Raw genomic sequence first — 23,060 nt, forward strand, 5'->3', positions numbered from 1 at the left:
CCGTCTCACTCCCCTGGGGCGTCTCGCCCGTCGCACGCCCTGGCGACGACCTCCTCCGCGGTGAGAGGGGCCTTCGGATGGTGGGTGAGACACAGCGGGACCAGCGTCTTGGCGAAGGCGGTCCCCTCCGCGGCCAGGTAGAACTGGCCCGTCGTCAGCCGGGAGACGTCCGCGACCTCGCCGCCCTTCGACCTGGCCATCTCCTTCGCCGCCTCGATCTGGATGGGGGCGTTGAGCAGGCCGAAGAACTGGGTCGCGGCGTTTCCCGGGATCCAGTTGTGCAGTCCCTTGGGGGCCTGGGTGGCGAACACCAGGCCGAGGCCGTACTTGCGGGCCTGGGCGGCCAGCGCCAGTGTGCTCTGTGTGCAGGCGGTCGTCGCCCCCGAGGGCGCGAAGGTCTGCGCCTCGTCCATCACGAACAGGCCGCCCAGCGGACGGTCACCGGCCGGGTGCCTCCTGATCCAGGCGAACAGCGCCATCTGCAACTGGTTCACGAAGCCCTGACGCTGCTCGTCCGACGGCAGGCCGACAAAACTGATCACCGAGACCCGTGCCCGCTTGCCCGGCGGCGGGGTGAGCAGGACACCGGGATCGACGGGAACTCCGGCACCGGCGAACAGCGGGTCGTTGACCATCGCCGCCTTGAGCGTCTGCGCCACCTCGGCGGCGATCTTCTCAGCGTTGGCGAGCCCGCTCACGCCGTACGGCAGAGCGGCGAGCAGGTCGATGAGGCCCGGCATTCCCCGCCCGCCCCCGCGCCCGTAGTACACGACGGCCTCTCTGAGCACGGCCAGCCCGATCTGGGCCTTCCCCGTTCTGGAGTTGAGCTTGGCGCGCGGCGCGAGCGAGGCGACGGCGGCGTCGACCGCCACGCCGAACTCGTCCGGGTCGGCCGCGACGCTCGCGAAGTCCGGCAGGGGCTGGAAGCTGAGCGGCCGTCCCGTCGTACGGCGCGGCGTCCAGACGACGACGTCGGTGGCCGCGAGGTACTCCGCGGCCTTCTCCGCGTCACCCGGCCCCCACTGCGACGGCGGCTCGGGCCAGCCGTCCCCGAGCCGCGCCAGGTCGTTGTTCGGGTCGAGCACGATCGCCGAGACGCCGTTGAGCGCGCACTCCTCGACCAGGCGGCGAATGAGCACGGTCTTCCCCGACCCCGATCCGGCGAAGATCACGGTGTGTTTCCTGAGGGCTTCCAGCGCGATCCCGACGGGCCGCCCGCCGGGGAGGGTGCGGCCGAGGGGGATGTACGGCGCGCCACCGTCCGCCGCCTGCGCGGCCACGGGCCTGGTGACAGCGGGTTTGGCGGCCGTCGGCGCGGTGACCGCCGGTGTGGTGACCACGGGCTTGGCGGCGGTGAGCGCGGCGATGGAGCCGGTGCCCAGGGACGCGGTGACGGTGGGCACGGTGACAAGGGGCGTGGTACCCGCGGACGCGGTGACCACGGGCGTGGTGACGAGGGGCGCGACGGCCTGGGGGACGGAAACCTCGGGGACGACGGGCTCGGTGCGCGCAGCCTCGGTGGGCACGGGCCCGGCGGGCACAGTCTCAGTGGGCACGGGCCCGGCGAGCACGGGCTCAGTGGGCACGGGCTCAGTGGGCACGGGCTCAGTGGGCACGGGCTTTGGGTCGCTGTCGTCACCGGTGTCGCCGATGCTCTCGCACAGCAGCTTGACGTCGTGCGCGGGTTTCCGTTCGGCGAGCCAGGCCCGCAGGTTCGGCGGGTTGTCCGCGTACAGCTGCCGCAGCGCGGCCAGGATCCTGAGATCCTCCCTGTCCACCATGAGCACCCTGCCACCCGCCTGCTCGAACGCGGCGACGGCCGCGACCGTGCGGGGTCCCTTCGACCAGGGCTCGTTGCGCAGCACGAACAGCCGTCGCCGGGGAACCTGGGCGTTCAGCCCCGCCGTGACGGAGGCGGCGCGCAGGCGGCTGAGAGCGGCGATCGGATGCATGGCGGCGATGGCGCGGAAGGCCCAGTGCGCCTCGTCCTCGGTCTCCTCGTCCAGGGTGCGCCGCAGACGGGCGTGGAGCGGGGGCTTGCTGCTGGGCGGCGGATCGACGCTGAACTGGCGTCCCGCATCGCCGAGCCCGTCGATCCAGGCAGAAAGGCCCGCCGCCAGCAGGGCGGGCATCACGGTGTCCTCGACGGCGGCGTCCAGGGCGTCGTCCACCGGCGCCTGCTGCCTGAGCTCGGCGAAACGAGCGTCGAGGACCGTGAAGTCGGAGATCCCTCTGGTGCGTGAAGGACGCTGGTCGGCACTCTGGTCGAGGCGCTCGAGCTCCCGCACCTCCTGGTCGTCCTGGCAGGCGTCGATGTGCGCGTCGATCTTCACCAGGAGCTGCCGCGGGGTGTACTCGCTGGCGCCGTCGAACGCGGTCGGCCGTACGGGCCAGGTCGGATAGGGCGGCTCGAAGCCGAATTCCGCGAACCTGGCCGCGAACCGTTTCTCGACCAGGGCACGAGCGCTCTCCGCGTCGGGGAGCGGCTTGAGGTTGGGCATCTTCCTGAACCGGTCGCGCGCGGTGTCGGTGGCGAACTTCTCGACGAGGGTCCAGGTCTGCTGCAGGCAGGAGACGACCGTCAGGGTTCTGCGGGTGACCTCGCGCAGCGCCATGAAGCCGCCCGCCACCTGATCCACCACGATCAGGTCGTGCCAGTCGTGCGACACCGTACCGTCGGTGGCGGCCACGGACTGCGCGACGAGCACGTCGATCTGGTCGACGGCAATGACGGACGGGCCGGTCAGCGCGAGGAGATGGGAGAGGTCCTTGACGATCTCCTGTGGTGTCTTCGGGAGCTGCCGGATCCCCCAGGCCGCGCGCTCGCCGAGTTCCTCCTCGGGCAGCGCGGCCAGAAAGCCGTAGCCGATGTCCTGGGCGGCGTAGTCGGCGCAGGCGCGCAGCACGAGCGCGCGCAGGGTGTCCTTGGCTGCCTGACCGACGTGAGGATTGAGCTTACGCACCCCCGCGACGAAGGCCTCGAGGCTCTCACGTGTCACCGACCGGTTCCCGATCACCTCACGCTGCACCCCGCGCGGCATGTCGGCCAGCTCGGACAGGCGCCGCAGCAGGATCTTGAGCTGGCTCTCCCCCTCTCTGCCATCGCGTGACAGACCGTCGAGCATGGAGATCAGCATGCTTTCCCAGAAGGTCCGTGCGTCGAGCAGGCCGACCAGGAAGAAGTAGCCGCCCTCCTGTTGGATTCTCTCCCGGACCCAGCCGAGCAGATGGGTCTTGCCCGTGCCCCGCTGTCCGCGCAGGACCAAGCCGATCGGGCTGGTCGCGCCGCCGTTCGCCACGTCGGCGAGCCCGCTGAGGATGGCTCGTTCCACGGTCCCGTTCAAACCTTCGACGTGGAAGGCCGAGGGGCTCCACACGTCCTCGGGCCCCTCGACATAGTTGAACCTGAGCGCCTGGAGGACCTCGAGTTCCCGGCTGTTCACAGTGCCTCGATCGAGATCAGGTGCTTTTCCTGGTCACCGATGATCACCGCGGCGGCCCTGCCTTCCGAGGTGAGGACCTTCTGGTTGCTCTCCGGAATGATGCTCACGTCCGGCAGGTGGATCATCCCCTTGAGCGTCCTGTCCACCTCCGTCCTCTCGGCGTCACCGAGCAGCGGTCGCAGCCGCGCCAGGCTGACCCAGGCACCGGGCTCGGCGGCAAGTTCGGTGTAGGCGGCACGAATGCGCTCGGTGAGCTCATCCCCGTCTTCGGAGGGAAGTGCGGCGGCCTCGGCTTCGGAGGCCAGAGCGGCCGGAGCACTCTCGGGGAGATAGAAGTAGTTAAGCGGCTGCCCGGTCCGTGCCAGGATCCTACGAACCAAGGACACCAGGGCGAGGTTCATCGCCCCGGCCACACCACGGGGCATGGGGATGCCGGACTCGATCTCCTCAGCCACCCGGCCCCAGCCGTCGCTGGTCAGGAGGTGAACAAACGCGCGGCCCTGCTTCCGGCTCTCGACAAGCTTGAGGTCGTTCAGTTTCAGACGCGACTCTCCAGTAAGGGTCACACCATAACGTTCTTTGAGGTCGATGTTGGAAACCTGCTCCCCTTCAACCAACAAAATCACCAAAATCGATACTTCGGCGAACGAAAGCCCTTTTTCCGACATAGCTCTACCCTTCGTACGTGCCACGGTGAGTTTGGAGGAACCGCTTCAACTCGCGAAGTACGGCCGGCATATCGGCCAGGACACGCTCGTTGGTGAAACGCATGACCGCGTAGCCGTCGCCGCCGAGCCGCTCGTCTCTCGACCGGTCCGCGGCGAGTCGGTCCGGGGTACGGTGCTCGGGGCCGTCGAGTTCGACGACGCAGCGCTCGTCCCGCCACAGCAGATCGACCCGGATGGGGTTGGCCAGCGGGTGCGGCTGGTAGGTCTGGTTCCAGGCCCGTCCCGCCGCCCAGGCGTGGGGGCTGAGTGCCCGTTCCAGGGCCGACTCGACGGAACTGCCCGGGTGCGGACGCCCGGCCACGGCCGGGGAACCCGCGATCCGGGACTCATCCGCCGCGGGCGACGGGGACGGCGTGGCCGATACAGGCCGCGAAGACGATGCCGCCGGTGTGAGTCTCGGAGGCAGTGCCGCCGGCGTGAGTCGCGAGAGCGGGGCGGGCCGTACGGTCGGGGCGGGCCGTACGGTCGGGGCGGGCCGTACGGTCGGGGCGGGCCGTACGGTCACCGTACGGATCCGGTCGACGGCGACCGGCGCCGAGCCGGTGAGCCAGACGCCGAGGCCGCCTCGCTGGGCGAGCCATTCCCCGGCCGAGACCAGCGTCTCCTCCTCCGCGGGGGACAACCCCTCGGGCACCTCGACGAGGACCGCCGTACCGGGACGGCCGAAACTCGCGGCGAACGCCGTGGCCAGCCCCTCGGCGCGCAGCTCGGCCGCGCCCGGATAGCGGGCGCGGGACTCCGCGCCCGGGTAAGAGATGCGGAACGCCGTGCCCGCCAGGGACCGGGTGGCGAGATCGGCCAGGAAGGGGGCGAGGTGTCGGCGCCCGGGAACCGCCCGCCTGGCGAGTTCGCGTACCGCGGGCAGGGCCGCGCCGCCGGGACCGGCGATACCCTCTGCCCCGGGGAGCCAGGCGGGGAAGAGAGCGAGAACGGTCGTCTCAAGTTCGTTGAGCACGTCGGCGACCGTTTCCCGTACGGCCCGCCCCTTGCCCGCGACGTAGGTGAATATCGCGGGGAAACCCTCGGGTAACGCGTCCGCCGAAACGGTGACGATTGCGGAATGCGACTCACGGACCCAAACGACACGGCGCTCCGGCAACTCGGCCCACGACTGCGCCACGCCGTTTCCCTTTGGTGTGCGGAGTTTCGACCCTGCAGAGGTTAGGGGAGCGCGCAGATCGATGTATACATTTCCCGGAAAGTACCCCTTTGGTTAATCCTTTGGTCAGGCACCACCGTGAGCCGAGCACCGCCATACCGACCCCCACCGGCCGCCGAGCCGGTGGGATGCCATCGAGGTCAGCTCACCACGTTCCTCCAGTATGGATGCCCCATCCTTCAGGGCGGGGAGGAGATGCGGAACGGTCCCTCATGATGTTCTCTGCGGGGCTGGGAACGTTCAGCACGCGCGTAGGAAACGGTCGAGGACACGGGTGCCGAACTCCAGGGCCTCGACCGGCACGCGCTCGTCGACGCCGTGGAACAGCGCGGTGAAGTCCAGGTCCGGCGGCAGCTTCAGCGGCGAGAAGCCGAAGTGGCGGATGCCGAGCCGCTGGAAGGACTTCGCGTCCGTGCCCGCGGACAGCATGTAGGGCAGGATCCGGGCGCCCGGGTCCTCCGCTCCGATGGCGGCGGCCATCGCGTCGACGAGCGCGCCGTCGAAGGTGGTCTGCACCGGGGGCAGGCTGTCCCACTCGCGGATGATCTCCGGGCCGAGGATCTCGGCCAGCTCTGCCTCGAAGGCCTTCTCTCGTCCGGGCAGCATCCGGCCGTCGACGGTCGCCCTGGCCACCGAGGGGACAACGTTGGCCTTGTAGCCGGCCTCGAACATGGTGACGTTCGCGGTGTCCCGGAGCGTCGCGCCGATCATCCGGGACAGGTTGCCGAGGCGGGCGACCGCGGCCTCGGGGTCGTCGGGGTCGAACGGGACGCCGGTCAGCTCGGCGACACCGGTGAGGAGCTCGCGCACCGGGTCGGTGAGCACGAGCGGGAAGCGGTGCTGTTCGAGACGGGTAATGGCCGCGGCCAGCTTCGCCACCGCGTTGTCGGTGTGCAGCATCGACCCGTGCCCCGCCGTACCGCGGGCCACCAGCCGTAGCCACATCACGCCCTTCTCGGCCGTCTCGACGAGATAGGCGCGCACGTCGTCGGCGAGCGTGACCGAGAAGCCGCCGACCTCGCTGATCGCCTCGGTCGCGCCCTCGAACAACTCGGGGTGGTTGTCGACCAACCATCGGGCGCCGTAGAAGCCGCCCGCCTCCTCGTCGGCGAGGAAGGCGAAGATCAGGTCCCGGGGCGGGACGACGCCGTCGCGTTTGAAGGAGCGCGCGACGGCCAGCGTCATGGCCACCATGTCCTTCATGTCGACCGCGCCGCGCCCCCACACGTAGCCGTCGCGCACCTCCCCGGAGAACGGATGCACCGACCATTCCCCGGGGTCCGCGGGCACGACGTCGAGGTGGCCGTGCACCAGCAGTGCGCCCCTGGACGGGTCGGCTCCGGGCAGCCGGGCGATGACGTTCCCTCGGCCCCGGGCGCCGGACTCGATGTAGGTGGGCTCGTAGCCGACCTCCGACAGCTTGGCCGCGACGTACTCGGCGGCCGCTCGCTCCGTGCCCTGCGCGCCGGGGTCGCCGGTGTTGGTGGTGTCGATCGCGATCAGCTCACTGGCCAGCGTCACGACCTCGGCGACGGCGGACTCCGCGCTCATGCGACCGGGACGCGGTCGGGCACGCGCACGGCCAGGAACGTCGTCCTATGGCGGAGCCTGAAACCGAGCGATTCGTACAGCCGGATCGCGTTCGTGTTGTCGGCCGCCGCGTGCATGAACGGTGTCTCCCCTCGGTTCCGGATGCCGTGGGCGACGGCGAGCACCAGCCGGGTCGCCAGGCCCTGCCCGCGGAAGGCCTCGTCGGTGCAGACGGCGCTGATCTCCGTCCAGCCCGGCGGGTGCAGGCGTTCGCCCGCCATCGCGACCAGCGCGCCGTCACGGCGGATGCCGAGGTAGGTGCCCAGCTCGATCGTGCGGGGCAGGAACGGGCCGGGCTTGGTGCGCTCGACGAGGTCGAGCATCTCCGGCACGTCCTTCGCCTCCAGCAGGACGGCCTCCTCGTCCGGCGCGGCGGCGACACCGTCGTCGACGAGCTGGACACCCGCCAGGCGCATCACCACCTCCCATCCCTCGGGCGGCGGAACCTTCACGCCGGTGAGCGGGACCAGCGCGCCGGGACCGGCCAGCGCGGCGATGTCGTCCCAGTCGGCGGCGTCGGGTTCCTCGGGGAGCGCGGTGAACGTGGCGACGTCGGACGGGTAGCGCAGCACGTTGCCGCGCCGCTCGGCGAAGTGAGCGTGCGGCCCGGTCAGGGCCGCACGCGCGGGACTGTCCAGAGGATGCGGCTCGCCCATCGGGCCCTCGTGTTGGGTGAACGCGTACGCCTTCGGCATCCGGCCTCTCCAATACCCTGCATTCCTACATGAATAGTAGAGATAATCGCGCCGCAACCGCCGTTATTCCTCCGCCCGTTATTCCGCTCCCCCGCTCCCTGGCTCCGCCGCCCGTTCCTCGGCTCCTCCCCGGTTTCCCCCGTTCCCCGCCTTCCCCGTTCTCCAGGTTCCTTCCCCGTTCTCTCGGCCGCCGCGACGCCGTACCGCGCGCCCCTCCGCCGCGATCCCGTACGGCTCAGGCGTCGCGGCGGCGCAGCACCAGATAACCGCCCGCGAGGGCGAGGACGACCCAGAGTCCGAGGATGCCCATCCCGGTCCAGGCGTCGAAGTCGCGGCTGAACCTCGGGTCCCCCGGCGGCCCGGCGAGGTGCATGATCACCGCGGCTACCTGGTCGGGGAGGTACTGGGTGACCTTCTTCAGCCCCGGGACGTTGCCGAGCCCCTGCGAGCCGAGGAAGAGCAACGGCAGCAGGATGGCGAGCGGGCCCGTCGAACCGCGCAGCATCGCCGCGACCCCCATGGCGAACACGCAGATGAGCGTCAGGTAGAGGCAGGCGCCGACGACCGCCTGCGGCACCCCCTCCGCGCCGAGGGAGGTCGCGTACGGCCCGAGCCCCGCCTGTGCCGCGAAGAAGGTGGCGGCCACGGTCACCACCGAGGTGCAGAGGGCCGTCAGCAGCCCGGCGAGCGCCTTGCCACCGTAGAACAGGCCGCGTCGCGGCACCGCGGCGAGCGAGACCTTGATCGTCCCCGAGGTGTATTCGGTGCCGACCAGGAGCACCCCGAACACCACGAGGGGTAGCTGGCCGAGGGTGAGGCTGTAGAAGGTGGCGAACAGCGGGTCGAAGGTCTCCTGTTGTTGGGGCGTCATGTGAGTGAAGCCGCCGGCGACGCCGGCTCCGACCAGGTAGCCGAGACCTGCGCCGAGAGCGAGGGTCAGCAGCAGGGTCAAGAGTGTCGACCGTACCGTCCAGATCTTGGTCCATTCCGCCGCGGCGACCGCCCGTAGTGCGGTGATGTGCCCTGCCGCCTGCTGCCGGGACCGCGCCGAAGCCGATGCCGAAGCCACGTTCATCGCCGCCCGCCCCCGGCCCGGTGCTCCACATGGCCACCGGCCAGGTGTTCCGCGTCGCCCCTGGCGCGATATTCCACGTCACCTCCGGTGAGTCTCATGAACGCCTCCTCGAGTGAGGCCCGCTGTGTGCTGACCTCGTGCACCGTCAGGCCGTTCGCCGCGGCCAGCTCGCCGAGCCTCGCCGCCTCCGTCTCGTGGGCCTCGAGTGCTCCGTCGACCGCCTGCTCGACCCTGATCCCGGCCGCGGTCAGCACGTCGCGCATCCGCTCCGGCTCGGGTGTGCGGATCCGCACGTGCGAGCGGGAGTTGTCCTCGACGAACCGCCGCACGGTGGTGTCCGCGAGCAACCGGCCCCGGCCGATCACCACGAGACGCTCGGCGGTGAGCGCCATCTCGCTCATCAGGTGACTGGAGACGAACACCACCCTGCCCTCCGCGGCCAGCCCCTTCAGCAGGTTCCTGATCCACAGGACGCCCTCGGGGTCGAGCCCGTTGACCGGCTCGTCGAGGAGCAGCACCGGCGGGTCTCCGAGCAGCGCGGCGGCGATGCCGAGCCGCTGGGTCATGCCGAGCGAGAAGCTCCTCACGTGTTTCCCCGCCACGTCCTCGAGCCCGACCGTCTCCAGGACCTCCCGCACCCGTGTCCCGGGGATGCGGTTGGTCCGCGCCAGCCACAGGAGGTGGTTGTAGGCGCTGCGACCGCCGTGCACGGCCGACGCCTCCAGCATCGCCCCGACCCGCCGCAGCGGTTCCGAGAGCGACCGGTAGGGCTCGCCGTCGATGAGGACCCGCCCCGCCGTGGGATGGTCGAGGCCCAGCATCATCCGCATCGTGGTGGATTTTCCCGCCCCGTTCGGCCCCAGGAAGCCGGTCACGTGACCGGGCCCGACCGTGAAGGACAGGTCGTCGACGGCGGTCACCCTCCGGTATCTCTTCCTGAGGCTCTGTACTTCGATCACCTGTTCAGGTTAGGAAGCGGGAAGATCGGAGACAGTCCTCGAAAGTCGTCGATCCGGGCGACGAAAGTTGCCGTGTTCCGGCGCGTAGCCTGCCTGGCAGGGTCCGGCGCGTAGCCTGCTTGGCATGGGCCGAAACCTCCTCGCCGCCGTCGTGGTCATCGCGGACACGGCTCTGTTGGTGGCCGGGCACCGGAACGACCTGTCCCTCTGGGGTGCTCTGGCGTACGCGCTGGCCGCCGTCCTGGTGGTCGCGCTGCGCCACCGGAGTCCGGCGGCCGCGTTCGTGGCGGCGCTGGTGCTCGCCTCGCTGACCGGCGGCGCGTACATCCTGCTGCTGTGGAGCGCCTACCAGGCCGGGCAGGAGATCGTCTCCCGGTCGGGCATGGCCGTGGTCGTCGGCGCCGGGCTCGGCGGCCTGGCCGTACGACTCTCCGTCCAGCACGCGAACCCGCAGATGATCGCCAACCTCCTGTCGACCTACGTCGTGTTCGTGGCGCTGCCGCTGCTCGTCGGCCTCTACCTGGCGCAGCACCGGCGGCTGGTCTCCGCCCTCGACCAGCGCAACCGGCAGCTCCGCCTGCAGCGCAGACTCCTGGCCGAGCAGGAACGGCTGCGCGAACGGCTGCGGATCGCCCGGGACATGCACGATTCTCTCGGGCACCGGCTCAGCCTGGTCTCCGTCCAGGCCGCGGCGCTTGAGGTCTCCGCGCTGCCCGTACGGCACCGGCAGGCGGTCGGGCAGCTGGCGGAGGCGGCACGCACCGCGATGAACGAGCTGCACGAGCTGGTCGGGGCGCTCCGCAAGGAGGAGGACAGGCCGTCCAGGTCGCTGACGGTCGAGGCGATCGGCGACGTGGTCGAGGAGTTCCGCGAGGCGGGGGTTCCGGTGACGCTGGTGAAGCGGGGGGAGCCGCGCCCACTGTCCTTCGCGGCCGGGCAGGCGGCCTACCGGGTGGTCGAGGAGGGACTGACCAACGCGGCCAAGCACGCCCCGCACCAGCCGGTCACCGTAAGCGTCGAGTGGGAGTCGGACGCGCTGCTGCTCACCGTCGCCAACCCTCTTCCTGACGACCTGTCCGCCGTCGGCGCCACCATGGCGGGACACGGTCTCACCGGTCTGGGCGAACGGGTACGGCCCGCGGGTGGGGTCCTGGACCACCGGCTGTCGGACGACGGGTTCCGGCTCTTCGCGATGCTGCCCTCCGTCGCCGAGGAGCCCACGGAGGAGCGGCAGGCGGCCCCGGTGACGGTCCGGGTGGACGGGCGGGCGGTGAACGGACGGGCGGTGAACGGACAGGCGGTGGACGGGCGGGCGGTGGACCACGTGGCGGACGAGGGTCTGCCCTCCGTCGGTGGAATCCGTACGGTCGCGCTCGGCGCCGTCGTCGCGATCCTGATGTTCGCGGCCCTGCCCGCGAGCCTGCTGCTGGGGGTGGCCAGGTGATCAGGGTGCTGGTCGCGGACGACGAGCCGCTGATCGCGGCGGGCATCCGCACGGTGCTGGAGTCGGCGGCCGACATCAGGGTCGTGGCCCAGGCGGAGAACGGCAGGGCGGCCGTCGAGGAGGCGCTCAGGCATCGCGTGGACGTGGCGCTGATGGACGTCAACATGCCGGTGCTGGACGGGCTGAGCGCGATCGAGGAGTTGCGCAGGCAGGTGCCCGCGCTGCGGACCCTGGTGCTGACGTCGTTCGGCACGGAGCCGAACGTGCTGCGTGCCCTGCAGAACGGCGCGGCCGGGTTCGTGCTCAAGAACTGCACGCCGGACGAGCTGATCCGCGCGGTCAGGGCGGCGCACGGCGGCGAGGCCTACCTGTCCCCCTCGGTGACCCGGCTGGTGCTCGACATGGTCACCCCCGGCGAGGCCGGGCGCAGGCGGGAGGCGTCCGGGCTGCTCGAGACGCTGACACCCCGCGAGTCGGAGGTTCTGCACCTGGTGGCTGAGGGCATGTCGAACGCCGAGATCGGCCGCGGGCTGCGGATGAGCGAGGCGTCCGTCAAAACCTATGTGAGCCGGATCCTGACCAAGCTCAACTGCTCGAACCGCGTCCAGGCGGCCCTGCTGGTCAGAGACGCGGGCCACGGCTGAGACCATCGTCGCGGTGGGGCCTTGTCGCAGCGGACAGACGGGACAGGGCCTGGCCGCCGGGCCAGACCCGCCCCTCAGAGGTGGTTCACCCTCACGAGCACCTCGCCACCTGGCAGATCTTGGCGAGCATTCTCTCCGCGTCCTTCGTCTGCGGCGCGAAGTCCGCCTTGTCAGGTGCGCCCCACTCACCGGACCTGGCGTAGACGACGAGCGCGTTTCCCCTGCGGACCAGGACCACTCGCTCGCCACCGAGCGTGGCCTTTCCTCCCTGGTAGAGCTGCCCCGTGACGACCAGCCCCTCGTCGCCGAGCCCGACGGCGACGCCGGAGTACCGGTAGGCCGTCTGCGCCGTCTGGATCGCGGGACACCGGGCCAGCGCCTTGCGCACCTCGGCCAGGGCCTGTTCCGCCGCCCTCGTCGAGGAGTAGAGGATCACCTGCTCCGATCTCTGGTCGGACACCGCGGTGTAGGTGACCGTACGGGCCGCGATCCTGCCCGCGACGGCCAGCGACCCGCTGTGGCAGGGGTCGACCGCGAGCTTGGCATTCTTCCTCCGGTCAACCGACCAGAGACCTCTGCCGGTGGCGTCCTTCTTCGTGGCCGCCTTCTCGTACAGCAGGAAACCCTCGGGGATCGCCTCGGCGGAGGTGGCCGCGAGGGTGGGAGTCGTGACACCCATCATGACAAAAGCGAGGGCGAGTGCTGTCAGGATCTTCACGGAGATAAGACGCCCCTCACGGCTCGATCGGTTCGAATGATCGGCTTCTAGAACAATTAGGTATGAATCACGCCCTTGGCTGCCGACTGGAACGCACTCACCCGCTCCCGGTGCACCCGCCGTCGCCGCGAGCCGCGAATGCCAGGAAAGATGACACCGTGTTAGCTCGCGACCCATCCTAAAGAATCCTTGCGAAAGGTTTCTTGTCTCATCATAATGGCGCCATGGACGAGCACCCCGCCATCACCGATCCTCGCGCATTGCGCGCCCTGGCACACCCCATCAGGCTCGCGCTGCTTGAGGCCCTCGGAGTGCTGGGAACGGCCACTGCGACCCGGTGCGCGGAGGTGACAGGAGAGAGCGTCGCCAGTTGCTCGTTTCATCTCCGCACACTCGCCGAGTACGGGTTCATCGAACGGGCGCCCTCCCACACCAGGGAGAAGCCGTGGCGGCTGGCCAAGCCTGTCCAGTCCATCGCGAACGCGGCGGAGAACACCCCGATGGGCAACGCGCTCACCGAGGTGTTCCTCGAGAAGGAGTTCGCACGCCTGCGCGCCTGGCGGAGCCGGATGGAGCGTGAGCCCGAGGAGTGGCAGAACGCGAGCCTGATCCTGGGCGCCACCCTGTGGATGACCCCGGCGGAGCTGTCCGAGTTCAGGGAGTTCCTCAGGTCGATGGTCATGGGCTACCTCGACCGGGTCGAGAAGGCGGAACTGAGGCCGGAAGGAGCGCGCCCCGTGCGACTGTTCATGGCCAGCAGCGCCGAGCACTACCCGGACCCGACCGACGAGCATCCGACGGTCCTGCCGTGAGCGCTCTCGCCGATTCACGGTTCCGCAGGCTCCTGGCCGGGCAGTCGCTCAGTTCCTTCGGGGACAGCGCGCTCTACCTCTCGCTGGGCATCTGGGCCAAGGACCTGACCGGCGAGAACGCGGCGGCCGGAATGGTCTTCCTCTGCCTGTCCCTACCGGTGTTCCTCACCCCGTTCGCAGGGCACGTCGTCGACCGATTACGCAGAAAGCCACTGCTCACAGCGGTCAACGCCATCGCAGGCCTCGGAGTGCTCGCCCTGCTCGGGGTGCGCTCCGAGGCCGATCTCTGGATCCTTTACGCGGTGGCGTTCGGCTACGGCGTCGCCTTCACGGTGCTGCGGCCCGCCCAGATCGGACTGATCAAGCAGATCCTGCCCGGTGAGGACCTGGCGGGTGCGAACGCCGCGATACGCACGATCGGCGAGGGGACCCGGCTGCTCAGCCCGCTGGCGGGCGCCGCCGTCTACACCGCGGTCGGCGGCCACACGCTCGCCGTGATCGACGCGCTCACCTTCGCCGTCGCGGTCATCGTCCTGCTCACCCTGCGCGTCGAGGAACCCGCCCCGACCCCACCCCAGGAGCGGGAGCCGTTCAGGCGAGAGATCATGGCAGGCGCCCGGGAGATCGCGCGCACCCCCCTCGTGGCCTTCACCACCGCCGCCGTCGCCGCGAGCTTCGCGGTGATCGGGCTGCTGGACACCGTCGACTTCGCCGTCATCGAGTTCGGCCTGCACCGTCCTCCCTCGTTCTTCGGGGTGCTGATGTCGATCCAGGGCGCGGGAGGCATCTGCGGCGGGCTGGTGGTCGCCAGGATGATCCGCAGATACGGCGAGGCCAGGACGGTCAGCGCGGGCCTCCTGCTGGGCGCCGCGGGCACGGCGCTGCTGGCCACATCGAGCCTGCCCGTGGTGATCGCGGGATTCGCGCTGATCGGCTGCGGCGTGCCGTGGCTCGTGGTCGGCTACACGACGGCGTGGCAACGCTCAACGCCGCAGCAGGTCCTCGGCAGGGTCGCCGCCGCGGCCGACCTGTCCACGATCGGGCCGCAGACGCTCTCCATCGCGCTCGGCGCCGCGCTCATCGCGGCGGTCGACTACCGGATCCTGCTGGCCGTCTGCTGCGGGGTTCTCGTCCTCTCGAGCACCATGCTGCTCCGCAAGGCCCCCCAGCTCGCCGACGTCTGACCTTATTCTTTATCCACAATCCAGGACGTATGCCGCAATAAGGCCGTTGATGGCCGTGTGGTGATCTATCCGCCTATAGCGGATTATCACTGCGGTCGCCAAGTATGGTGGTTGCGGCGGCAGCGAAGACGGAGCGGGGCGTGATGACGGGGGAAGAAGGCTTCGATCGTCGGATCGAACCGTTCCGGACGGAGCTGCTGGCGTACTGCTACCGGATGCTCGGCTCGGCTCACGACGCGGAGGACTTGGTCCAGGACACGTACCTGAGGGCGTGGCGGGCGCGGGAGCAATACGACGAAACTCGCAGCTCCCTGCGCACCTGGCTCTACCGGATCGCGACGAACGTCTGCCTGACCGCCCTGGAGGTTCGTGGCCGCCGACCGCTGCCGTCGGGACTGGTGGCCGCGTCGGATCCGCTCGGGCCGCTCGTCCAGGGAGAGCACGCCGCCTGGCTCCAGCCCTTGCCGGACTCGTTGCTGGACACGGGCGATCCGGCCGGGGCCGTGATCGACCGCAGCAGCCTGCGCTTGGCGTTCGCCGCCGCCCTGCAGCACCTGTCGGCGCGTCAGCGCGGTGCGCTGATCCTGCGTGACGTGCTCAGCTTCTCCGCGTCCGAGGCGGCGGAAATCCTCGGCACCACCGCCGTGTCGGTGAACAGTTCCCTGCAGCGGGCGCGTACCCGGGTGAAGGAAGTCGGCGTCCGGCAGGAACCTCTCAGCGAGCCGTCAGCGGCCGAGCAGCGCGCCTGGGTCGAACGCTACATGAAGGCGTTCGAGCTCGCCGACGTCGAGGGCCTCAAGCGGCTGCTCACCGAGGACGTCATCATGGAGATGCCGCCGATGCTCAACTGGTTCGTCGGCCCCGGCAACTACGGCCTGTTCATGGAATGGGTCTTCGAGAAGGCCGGGAAGGACTGGCTTCTCAAGGAGGTCGCGGCCAACGGCGGCCAGCCCGGATTCGCCGCCTATCAGCGCGTCGGCGACGGGTACGCCCTGCACACGCTCCAGATCTTCACCGTCACCAGCCGGGGCATCGCCCGGAACTCGGTGTTCCAGGACTCCAACGTCTACGCGACCTTCGGCCTGGCGGCCAGGCTCGACGACCAGGGACTTGCCATCTCCGAGGCCTAGCCGGGCGAGGGTGGGGACGGCTCGTCGAACGTGGCCGTGATGCTTGGGCCATGTGTTGGTTCGGGCTGATGGGGACGGAAAATTCGGCACGGCGCGGATGGGCGCTGAGCACGCCTCGACATCTCTTGAGCACAGGCGCGATGAGTTCCGACCTCGCCGCCGGTATGTACTGACGAGTTCGCCGGGACACCTCGGGCGAACCGACCACAAGGGAGAATCCGATGTCGAACATTCGTGTCGAGGACGAGGCCGCCATCCAGGCCGTACTGGTTGCCTCCTACAAGGCGTGGGAGGCCGGCGACGCCGACGGCATGGTCGCCAACTACACCGCGGACGCGACCGCCATCATGACCGGCTCGCTCCGCGGCAGCCGTGACGTGATCCGTCAGAACATGGCCCTGGCCTTCGAGGGGCCGCTCAAGGGCAGCTCGACCTACAACAAGCAGCTCAGCATCCGCTTTGTCGGCAGGGACGGCGCGATCGTCATCAGCGAATCCGCCATCCTGTTCGCCGGCGAGACCGAGGTTCCGGGCGACCCGCGTAAGGTGAACGCGACCTGGGTCTTCGAGAAGCGGGACGACCAGTGGCTGATCGCCGCCTATCACAACAGCCCGGTGCTGGTGCCTGAGCAGTGAGCCGGCGGCTGCGCGGCGCGGAGTGAGCCTCGGGACGTTCGATACCGAGCCGGTCATCGAACGTTTCGATCACCGATCCCACATGCCGGCGCAGCCACATCGGTCGTGGTGAGCGAGACCGGCGTCAGGTTCAACGTGGGGCGGCCACCAACCTCATCTTCGTCGCGGGAATGCTTCGAAGAGAAGGGTGGTGGCCGTGCGGTCCGCTCCGGCATGTGCCCACGCCGACGGCCCGGGTTTGGGACACGTCTCAGGACAACGAGGGCAGGGTGAGGGTCACCAGGGCGGGAACCACCTCGTGGATGCCGCGGGCGCGCAGATGGCCGATCAGCCGCGCCGCCTCGTCAGCGCTGTCCGCCATCAGACAGCCGGGGTCGAGCCTGCCCCTGGTCACCGCGTCAGGGGAGATCGCCAGCGGGGAGCCACGCAGCTCGGCCACACCGACGTCCGGGTCCTCCGGCAGCCAGCTCCGCACCAGCTCCGTCGCCGACGGCCTGTCCCGCGGCACCTCCACGATCAGCAGTACCTCGGCCACCCCACCCGGGCGGAGCACTCTCGGCATGGCGGTCACCACGAACCTGAGCGCGTGTTCCGCGGTCATCCATCCGATCTCCGCCTCCGAGTGGTGCGCCGGGCCGGTCGGGCTGTTGAAGATCAGGTGGTCCGCGAGACCGTCCACGGCGAGACCGGACCGCAGATCCGCGAGGTGGAACTCGGCCCCCGCCCCGGACTCGACGCCCGTTCCGAGGTCGGCACTCGCCCCGGACCCAGCGCCTGCGCCGTTGACCAGGGCGTTCACCTGGGAGTACGCGACCGCCCTCGGGTTGAGGTCCACTCCGACGACCGACGAGCACCGCTCCCGCAGCGCCAGGGCGAGAACGCCGCATCCGCATCCGACGTCGACGAGTCTCCCGCCCACGGCACCGAGGTTGTCCAGCAGTTCGAAGCTGGAGGCGTGCGGCGGCATGACCAGCGTGGACCTGCGCGCCATCGCGACTCGCGTGTCGCTTCTGAACAGCTGGTCGGACAGGAAGTACATGGAGCATCCCGGCGAGACGGAGACCGCGGGCGTCACCGCGTCACCCTCCTCAGAGACCAGCCCGAGCGTCGCGAGCAGCCCGCGCAGCGCGGCGGGCACCACCTGCGCGTAGCGATCCCGTGGCACGTCGCCGTTGCGCACGAAGAGCTGGATCATGACACCGGCCGGACTCATGACCAGCTCTGAGACCTGGTCCGCCGAGCAGAAGGCGTAGAACGCCGTGTTGCTCAGCAGCTCGGCGGGACTCTCCGCGGACAGGGCCCCGGTCGCCGCCTCCTCGGTGAAGCCGACGTCGCGGAACGCCTGCGCGAGCGACCGCAGAGCCGAGACCCCGCGCGCACGCGCCACCTGGGTGTCCGGGTTCCACACGGCGTCACCGGCGATGCAGGCGGACGGGAAAGGAGTCCAACCCGAAGTTGATGATGGACTGGTTGTACTCGGGCGCGCCGAGCGGCTCGACCTCGGCCACGAGCCTGGAGAGCACCGTGAACAGCACCCTCAGCTCGGTCCGTGCCAGCGGCCCTCCGATGCAGTAGTGCTCGCCCCAGCCGAAGGCGATGTGCCGGTTGGGATGCCGGGCGAGGTCGAGACGGTGGGGATCCTTGAAGACAGTGGTGTCTCGGTTGGCCGCCGGAGTCCACACCACGACCCGGTCCCCGGCCCGTACCCGCCGCCCGGCGAGGTCGACGTCCGCCTTCGCCGTACGCAGCACGTGGAGCCCGACCGAGGTCCACCGCAGGAGCTCCTCCGTCGCGAGCTTCGGGTCGGCCTTCTCGCTCAGCTCCCGCCACGCGTCCGCGTGCCGTACCAGGGCGAGCATCGCCATGGCGGCCGTGTGCCGCACGGTCTGTATGCCACCGACGATGATGTTGTCGCAGTTCAGCACCACCTCGTCCAGTTCGAGCGTGGTGGCGAGCGCGCTGATGACGTCGTCACCGGGCGCGTCGCGCCGTTCCATCGCGAGCTGGAGCAGGTACGGCAGCAGCCGCTGGTGCGCGGCGCGGCGCTCGGCCGGATTGTGTCCGAGGAACGCCTGGTCGCACATCCCCATGACCTCGTCGCGGTCATCGTCGGGGATCCCCATGAGATCGCACATCACGGTGAGCGGGACGATCGCTCCGATGTCCCTGACGAAGTCGATCTTCTCGCAGACCAGCAGCCGTTCGACGACCTGCTCGGTCAGCTCACGGATGCGGTCCTCAAGGCGGGTCGCGTGCCTGGCGGAGAAGAACGGCATGACGGGATCGCGGTACGCGCGGTGCTTCGGCGGATCGCTCAGGGCCATCATCCGTCCCGCTCCCGCGGGCGGTCCGTGGCCGGTGCCCAGCAGCGAGCCGCCCTGCGAGCTGTACGACCTCGCGTCACCGAGGACCGCGAGGGCCTCGCGGTGGGTGAGCACCGCCCACAGCGGGCCCTCCTTCGCGGACTCGTGCCGCTGGACCGCGCCCTCGTCCCGTATCTCGTCGAGGATCGCGTACGCGTCCTCCCTGGCCCAGAACCCGGGATCGGTGAGGTCATGGGTGTCCAGCAGCATTGGGGTTCCTTTCCGCCGGCTGAGACGGTGCGCCCGCGAGTTCGTGGTCGATGTGGGCGGACAGCTCCCGCAGGGTCGGGTAGTCGAACACGGCCCGCACCGGCAGCTCGACCCCGAACCGCTCCAGCACCTCGGCCGTGATCTGCGGCGCGAGCAGCGAGTAGCCGCCGACGGTGAAGAAGTCGTCATCCGGTCCCGCCTGCTCGCAGCCGATGACCTGACACCAGATGGATCCCAGCGCGCGTTCCGTCTCCGTGCTGAACTCGACCGGCTCGACGCCGCGGTCACGGGCGTCGAGGGCGTCGGGGGCGGGCAACCGGAGACGGTCGATCTTGCCGGTCGAGGTCAGCGGCATCTGGTCGACCACGACATACGTGGCCGGGATCATGTAGGTGGGCAACGTCCGGGTCAGCCGCCGATGGAGCGCGGGGACGTCGATCACCATGCCGGGACGCGGCTGGACGTAGGCTGCGGGACGCAGTTCCTCAGGGTTGTCTCCGTAGGTGCGGACGGCGGCCTGGGCGACCGTCAGCTCGCGGTACAGGGCCGCCTCGATCTCGCCGAGTTCGACCCTCGCCCCCCTGATCTTGACCTGGTCGTCCGCCCTGCCCGCGAAGACGAGGCCACCGTCCGGCGTGCGGCGGGCGAGGTCACCCGTGCGGTAGGTACGCTCCGGCAGGAAGACCTCCCGCGTCTCGTCGAACCGGTTGAGGTACCCGTGGGCGAGGAACCTGCTGCGGACGCGGATCTCCCCGACCTCCCCGTCCCGCACCGGCTCGCCGTCGCCGTCGGTCAGCAGGATCTCCCGTCCCGGGATGGCCCGGCCGAGCAGGATCGGGTCGGCGGCGTTCTCGGGCACAGGCTGCGAGGTGGCGAGGATGCACTCGGTCGGCCCGTAGAAGTTGTGGACGGCCGCCTTGGAGAAGTGCTCGCGGGCGGCGCACACGAGGTCGGCGTGCAGCGACTCGCCGAACAGGCTCAGCACCCGCACGCTGTCGACGGGGCCGACGCCGTAGGAGGCGTCCAGCAGATGGCGGCAGAGGCTCGGCACGGTCTGCAGGTGCGTCACCTCGTGCTCGGTGATCCACTTGTGGACCCGGGCCGGGTCACCCTTGACCTCCCCCGGCGGGACGACCAGGGTGGCCTTGCCGTGGAAGGCGGTCAGGATCTCGACGTAGGCGGCGTCGTAGGTGAGCCTGGCCCACTGGAACATGCGCGACCCTGGACGCACGTCGAGCTCGGTGACCAGCCACCGCGTGAGCTGGTCGAGGTTGCCCGTGCGCTGCATGATGCCCTTCGGCGTCCCGGTCGAGCCCGAGGTGTACACCACGTACTCGGTGCCCGGCGGCACGACCGCCTCCACTCCCTGGTCGGCCACCCGCCGTACCACGACCGCCTCGTCGCCCTCGACCTGGACGAGCGCCGCGGGGAAGGGGTCGGAGCCCGAGGGCGCGAGTACGGCGCGCGGAACGCAGTCCGCCACGATCGACAGCTGCCGCTCGAGGGGCTGGTCGGCGGTCAGCCAGGCGAACGGGGTGCGCGCCCGCTGGACGGCCAGGAGCGCGGCGACGGCGTCAGGACCGTCGGGCACGGTGACGGCGACGACGTCGCCGGGCCGCAGCCCGGCGCGGATGAGCGCCGCGCTGTAGCGGGCGACCCGCTTCTCGAGTTCCTGATACGTCAGGACACCTGACTCCGAGATGACGGCGGGGATGTCGTCGTGGCGGTTCATGCCGCCCCCGCCCGAGTGTGCAGGAAGTCGGCCACGGTCTGCGCGAGCAAGGCCCCCGCCGCCTGGACCACCAGGTGTCCCCCGGAGAGGACCCGCATGCTGAACGGTCCCGTGGTGCTCCGCGCCCAGCCCGTCATCTGGTCACCGTTCACGGTCGGGTCGTCGGCGCCGACCAGGCCGAGCACGGGACAGCTGAGCGGCGGCTCCCACTGGTGCAGGTAGTTCTGGCACAGGTTGAGGTCGGCGTGCACGACGGAGAGGATGAGGGCGCGCAGGTCCGGATGAGCGAGGACCTCCGTCACGGTCTCGTCGATGGAACGCAGGAAACCGACGACGTCCTGCGGGCCCGTCGGCCCCGGAGGGCCGTGCCACAGGTGCGGCGGCAACAGCGCGGCCAGCACGCACGCGGTGGGGGGATTCAGTGAGGAGAGCTCCCTGGCCACGTTGTAGGCGACGAGCGCGCCCAGACTCTGTCCGAGCAAGGCGTATCTGCCGGAGACGAACGGCCGCATCGCCGCACTGACCCAGTGGACCAGTTCGTCGACGTCGGCCGCGTGCGGTGCGGTGAACCTCCCGCCGCGCCCGGGCATACGCACGGCCCACACCTCGATGTCGGGTGGCAGCGCCCGGCCGAGATCGGCGAAGGCGGGCGCGTCCCCGCCCGCGTGTGGAAAGCAGAACAGCCGGATCTCCGCGTTCGGCCTGGGCACCGGCACCCAGAACCACTCGGTCACCAGCATCGGCGACGCCATCACATTCCCCCGTTCTCCGTGTTGTCTTCATCGGCTCCGCCACGGCGAAGCCCTTGCGCGGCGCGGCGTGAGGAGACCTCCAGCTTCGACAGCGGCAGGTCGGGGTTGGTCGCGACCTCGGCGAGAAAGGCCTGGTAGTCGAAGACGAAGTCCTCCGCCGAGCTCAGGTCGAACAGGTCGGTGCGGTAACAGAGCAGCGTTTCGAGGGTCTCGGCGGAGGTGTCGAGCAGGTGCAGTTCCAGATCGAGCCGGGTGACCTGCTGACGCACCCCGTCCCACTCGCCGACCTCGACATCGTGCCACCGCACGGGCCCGGCACGGTGCGGCGTGCGAAGGAGCTGAAACCCCACCTGGGCGAGCGGGTTGCACGCCGGGTTCCGCGGGACCTCGAGGTGGTCGACCAGCATGTCGAAGGGAATCGAGTCGTGTTCGAGCGCCTCCAGCGTGGCCGCGCCGACCAGGGCCGTCGCCTGCCGGAAGGTCGGGTCTCCCGAGAGGTCGCCGCGCAACGGCACGGTGTTGACGAAGAATCCGACGGTCGACTGGAACTCGGGCTTCGCCCGGCCGGCGACGGGGATGGCGACGACGATGTCATGCGTCCCGGTCCAGCGCGCGAGCAGCATCATGAAAGCGGTGAGGGTGGTGACGAACATCGTGCACCTGAGCTCCGCGGCCAGCCGATGCAGCCGCTCGGCCACCTGCGGCGCAACCGTGCTCGGCAGCTCGCCACCCGCGAGCGACCGCGCCGCGGAACGGGGCCGGTCGGTCGGAAGGTCGAGTACGGCGGGCGTCCCCGCCAGTCGCTCACCCCAGTAGACGAACTCCCGCTCCAGATGCTCGCCTCCCAGCACGCCACGCTGCCAGGCCGCGTAGTCCGCGTACTGCGCCTCGGGAACCGGCAGCTCCACCGCCTCCCCGCGTACGTGCCCCGAGTACAGAACGCCCAGCTCCGCGAGGATGATCTGGACGGACCACGCGTCGACCACGATGTGATGCAGCGTCAGCAGCAGGATGTGCAGGTCAGGGCCGAGCCCCAGCAGATGGGCCCGCATCGGCGCGCCGTCGGCGAGGTCGAAGGGCCTCGCCACCTGGGCGGCGGCGAACTCGGCGGCGCACGCACTCACGTCCGTCTCGTCGGAGAGGTCGGTGTACGGCAGCGGCATCCGCTCGCCCGGCGGCCCGATCCGGATCCCGGGACGTCCCCGCTCTGCGGGAAAACTCGTGCGCAGGGCGTCGTGTCTGGCGACCACCTCGGTCAGGGATCGCTGCAGGGCGGCGACGTCGAGCGCGCCACGCACCTCGAAGCCGAGGCACACGTTGTACTGCGTGGACCCGGGGTCGAACTGCTGGAGGAACCAGAGCCGCTGCTGCGCGGGAGACAGCGCGAGGCGGTCGGCGTCATGGTCGGCCCCGGTCGCGGGCGACGCCTTGGCGTGCTCAGCGCTCATCGGGAGACTCTGCCGGGGGCGTCACCTCGTCGGAGACCACGGAGCCCACGCCGACGGGGAGTCGTTCCTCGACCCGTGCGCTGAAGGCGGCGAAGTCATCGGTTTCGTACAGGTCTCGCAGCGTCAGCTCGGCCTTCAGCCGGTCACGCACCAGGAACAGCAGGCGTACGGCGGCCAGCGAGTGCCCGCCCAACGTGAAGAAGTTGTCCCCGAGTCCCACGGTGGGTACTCCCAGAACCTCTGTCCATATGTGGGTGAGGGTGTGGTGGAGGGGGGTGGCGGGGTGGCCGGTCGTGGGTGTGGCGGCCGTGGTGGGCAGGGGGGTGCAGGTGTGGGGTG

At 70.1% G+C, this 23,060-nt stretch carries 20 protein-coding genes; 6 read left to right on the forward strand and 14 right to left on the reverse strand.

The window, feature by feature from the left end; all coding sequences use genetic code 11:
- Positions 1-5 precede the first annotated feature (5 nt).
- From AB0395_RS38630 to AB0395_RS38660, 7 genes are all read right to left on the reverse strand, one after another.
- Entirely contained in the window at positions 6-3,443 is a 3,438-nt protein-coding gene (locus AB0395_RS38630) for a DUF87 domain-containing protein (protein ID WP_366290091.1), read from the reverse strand.
- A complete protein-coding gene (locus AB0395_RS38635; RefSeq protein ID WP_366290094.1) occupies positions 3,440-4,111 on the reverse strand; it encodes a hypothetical protein in 672 nt (223 codons plus the stop codon). Before AB0395_RS38635 ends, AB0395_RS38630 begins: the two co-directional genes overlap by 4 nt.
- A gap of 4 nt (positions 4,112-4,115) precedes the next feature.
- Entirely contained in the window at positions 4,116-5,291 is a 1,176-nt protein-coding gene (locus tag AB0395_RS38640) for a DUF559 domain-containing protein (RefSeq protein WP_366290097.1), read from the reverse strand.
- A 279-nt stretch (positions 5,292-5,570) separates the two neighbouring features.
- Positions 5,571-6,881, reverse strand: a complete 1,311-nt coding sequence (locus AB0395_RS38645; protein WP_366290100.1) for a M20/M25/M40 family metallo-hydrolase — start codon at positions 6,879-6,881, stop codon at positions 5,571-5,573.
- A complete protein-coding gene (locus tag AB0395_RS38650; protein ID WP_366290103.1) occupies positions 6,878-7,615 on the reverse strand; it encodes a GNAT family N-acetyltransferase in 738 nt (245 codons plus the stop codon). The genes AB0395_RS38645 and AB0395_RS38650 overlap by 4 nt, the downstream gene beginning before the upstream one ends.
- A 235-nt stretch (positions 7,616-7,850) precedes the next feature.
- Complete coding sequence (locus AB0395_RS38655) at positions 7,851-8,690, reverse strand: ABC transporter permease subunit (RefSeq protein WP_366290106.1); 840 nt, start codon at positions 8,688-8,690, stop codon at positions 7,851-7,853.
- Complete coding sequence (locus AB0395_RS38660; RefSeq protein WP_366290109.1) at positions 8,687-9,649, reverse strand: ATP-binding cassette domain-containing protein; 963 nt, start codon at positions 9,647-9,649, stop codon at positions 8,687-8,689. The genes AB0395_RS38655 and AB0395_RS38660 overlap by 4 nt, the downstream gene beginning before the upstream one ends.
- A 124-nt stretch (positions 9,650-9,773) precedes the next feature.
- On the opposite strand from AB0395_RS38660, the gene AB0395_RS38665 reads away from it, so the two are divergent.
- Positions 9,774-11,093 (forward strand): histidine kinase, encoded by a 1,320-nt coding sequence (locus AB0395_RS38665; protein ID WP_366290112.1) that lies wholly within the window; start codon positions 9,774-9,776, stop codon positions 11,091-11,093.
- Positions 11,090-11,737 (forward strand): response regulator transcription factor, encoded by a 648-nt coding sequence (locus AB0395_RS38670; protein ID WP_366290115.1) that lies wholly within the window; start codon positions 11,090-11,092, stop codon positions 11,735-11,737. Before AB0395_RS38665 ends, AB0395_RS38670 begins: the two co-directional genes overlap by 4 nt.
- 91 nt (positions 11,738-11,828) lie before the next feature.
- Here the strand turns inward: AB0395_RS38670 and AB0395_RS38675 are convergent, their stop codons facing one another.
- On the reverse strand, positions 11,829-12,455 hold the full coding sequence (locus AB0395_RS38675) for a hypothetical protein (protein WP_366290118.1): 627 nt from the start codon (positions 12,453-12,455) through the stop codon (positions 11,829-11,831).
- A gap of 224 nt (positions 12,456-12,679) precedes the next feature.
- Here AB0395_RS38675 and AB0395_RS38680 point away from each other — a divergent pair, with 224 nt between their 5' ends.
- From AB0395_RS38680 to AB0395_RS38695, 4 genes are all read left to right on the forward strand, one after another.
- On the forward strand, positions 12,680-13,267 hold the full coding sequence (locus tag AB0395_RS38680) for a helix-turn-helix domain-containing protein (protein WP_366290120.1): 588 nt from the start codon (positions 12,680-12,682) through the stop codon (positions 13,265-13,267).
- Positions 13,264-14,451, forward strand: coding sequence for an MFS transporter (locus tag AB0395_RS38685; protein WP_366290122.1), 1,188 nt, complete (start codon positions 13,264-13,266; stop codon positions 14,449-14,451). The genes AB0395_RS38680 and AB0395_RS38685 overlap by 4 nt, the downstream gene beginning before the upstream one ends.
- A gap of 104 nt (positions 14,452-14,555) precedes the next feature.
- Entirely contained in the window at positions 14,556-15,581 is a 1,026-nt protein-coding gene (locus tag AB0395_RS38690; protein WP_366290124.1) for a sigma-70 family RNA polymerase sigma factor, read from the forward strand.
- 221 nt (positions 15,582-15,802) lie between these two features.
- Complete coding sequence (locus tag AB0395_RS38695; protein WP_366290126.1) at positions 15,803-16,216, forward strand: SgcJ/EcaC family oxidoreductase; 414 nt, start codon at positions 15,803-15,805, stop codon at positions 16,214-16,216.
- Positions 16,217-16,466: 250 nt separating this feature from the next.
- Here the strand turns inward: AB0395_RS38695 and AB0395_RS38700 are convergent, their stop codons facing one another.
- The 6 genes from AB0395_RS38700 to AB0395_RS38725 all read right to left on the reverse strand — a co-directional run.
- The gene (locus AB0395_RS38700; RefSeq protein ID WP_366290129.1) at positions 16,467-17,624 is read right to left on the reverse strand and encodes a 50S ribosomal protein L11 methyltransferase; all 1,158 of its coding nucleotides are present in this window, start codon (positions 17,622-17,624) and stop codon (positions 16,467-16,469) included.
- Between the two features lie 4 nt (positions 17,625-17,628).
- Complete coding sequence (locus tag AB0395_RS38705) at positions 17,629-18,789, reverse strand: cytochrome P450 (protein ID WP_366290132.1); 1,161 nt, start codon at positions 18,787-18,789, stop codon at positions 17,629-17,631.
- Complete coding sequence (locus tag AB0395_RS38710; RefSeq protein WP_366290135.1) at positions 18,770-20,521, reverse strand: non-ribosomal peptide synthetase; 1,752 nt, start codon at positions 20,519-20,521, stop codon at positions 18,770-18,772. Before AB0395_RS38710 ends, AB0395_RS38705 begins: the two co-directional genes overlap by 20 nt.
- Complete coding sequence (locus AB0395_RS38715; RefSeq protein ID WP_366290138.1) at positions 20,518-21,273, reverse strand: alpha/beta fold hydrolase; 756 nt, start codon at positions 21,271-21,273, stop codon at positions 20,518-20,520. Before AB0395_RS38715 ends, AB0395_RS38710 begins: the two co-directional genes overlap by 4 nt.
- Positions 21,273-22,721, reverse strand: a complete 1,449-nt coding sequence (locus AB0395_RS38720; protein WP_366290141.1) for a condensation domain-containing protein — start codon at positions 22,719-22,721, stop codon at positions 21,273-21,275. Before AB0395_RS38720 ends, AB0395_RS38715 begins: the two co-directional genes overlap by 1 nt.
- Positions 22,711-23,060: phosphopantetheine-binding protein (locus tag AB0395_RS38725; RefSeq protein ID WP_366290144.1), on the reverse strand; the 350-nt coding region annotated here is incomplete at its 5' end. The genes AB0395_RS38725 and AB0395_RS38720, both read right to left, overlap by 11 nt.

This window comes from Streptosporangium sp. NPDC051023 (genome assembly GCF_040689595.1).
Taxonomy (GTDB): domain Bacteria; phylum Actinomycetota; class Actinomycetes; order Streptosporangiales; family Streptosporangiaceae; genus Streptosporangium.

Excerpts from the sequence above, each read along its gene's own strand:
- AB0395_RS38680 (WP_366290120.1), top strand. The coding sequence starts at position 12,680 with ATGGACGAGCACCCCGCCATCACCGATCCTCGCGCATTGCGCGCCCTG.
- AB0395_RS38650 (WP_366290103.1), bottom strand. The coding sequence starts at position 7,615 with ATGCCGAAGGCGTACGCGTTCACCCAACACGAGGGCCCGATGGGCGAG.
- AB0395_RS38635 (WP_366290094.1), bottom strand. The coding sequence starts at position 4,111 with ATGTCGGAAAAAGGGCTTTCGTTCGCCGAAGTATCGATTTTGGTGATT.
- AB0395_RS38665 (WP_366290112.1), top strand. The coding sequence starts at position 9,774 with ATGGGCCGAAACCTCCTCGCCGCCGTCGTGGTCATCGCGGACACGGCT.
- AB0395_RS38695 (WP_366290126.1), top strand. The coding sequence starts at position 15,803 with ATGTCGAACATTCGTGTCGAGGACGAGGCCGCCATCCAGGCCGTACTG.
- AB0395_RS38690 (WP_366290124.1), top strand. The coding sequence starts at position 14,556 with ATGGTGGTTGCGGCGGCAGCGAAGACGGAGCGGGGCGTGATGACGGGG.
- AB0395_RS38710 (WP_366290135.1), bottom strand. The coding sequence starts at position 20,521 with ATGAACCGCCACGACGACATCCCCGCCGTCATCTCGGAGTCAGGTGTC.
- AB0395_RS38715 (WP_366290138.1), bottom strand. The coding sequence starts at position 21,273 with ATGGCGTCGCCGATGCTGGTGACCGAGTGGTTCTGGGTGCCGGTGCCC.
- AB0395_RS38655 (WP_366290106.1), bottom strand. The coding sequence starts at position 8,690 with ATGAACGTGGCTTCGGCATCGGCTTCGGCGCGGTCCCGGCAGCAGGCG.
- AB0395_RS38645 (WP_366290100.1), bottom strand. The coding sequence starts at position 6,881 with ATGAGCGCGGAGTCCGCCGTCGCCGAGGTCGTGACGCTGGCCAGTGAG.
- AB0395_RS38720 (WP_366290141.1), bottom strand. The coding sequence starts at position 22,721 with ATGAGCGCTGAGCACGCCAAGGCGTCGCCCGCGACCGGGGCCGACCAT.
- AB0395_RS38705 (WP_366290132.1), bottom strand. The coding sequence starts at position 18,789 with ATGCTGCTGGACACCCATGACCTCACCGATCCCGGGTTCTGGGCCAGG.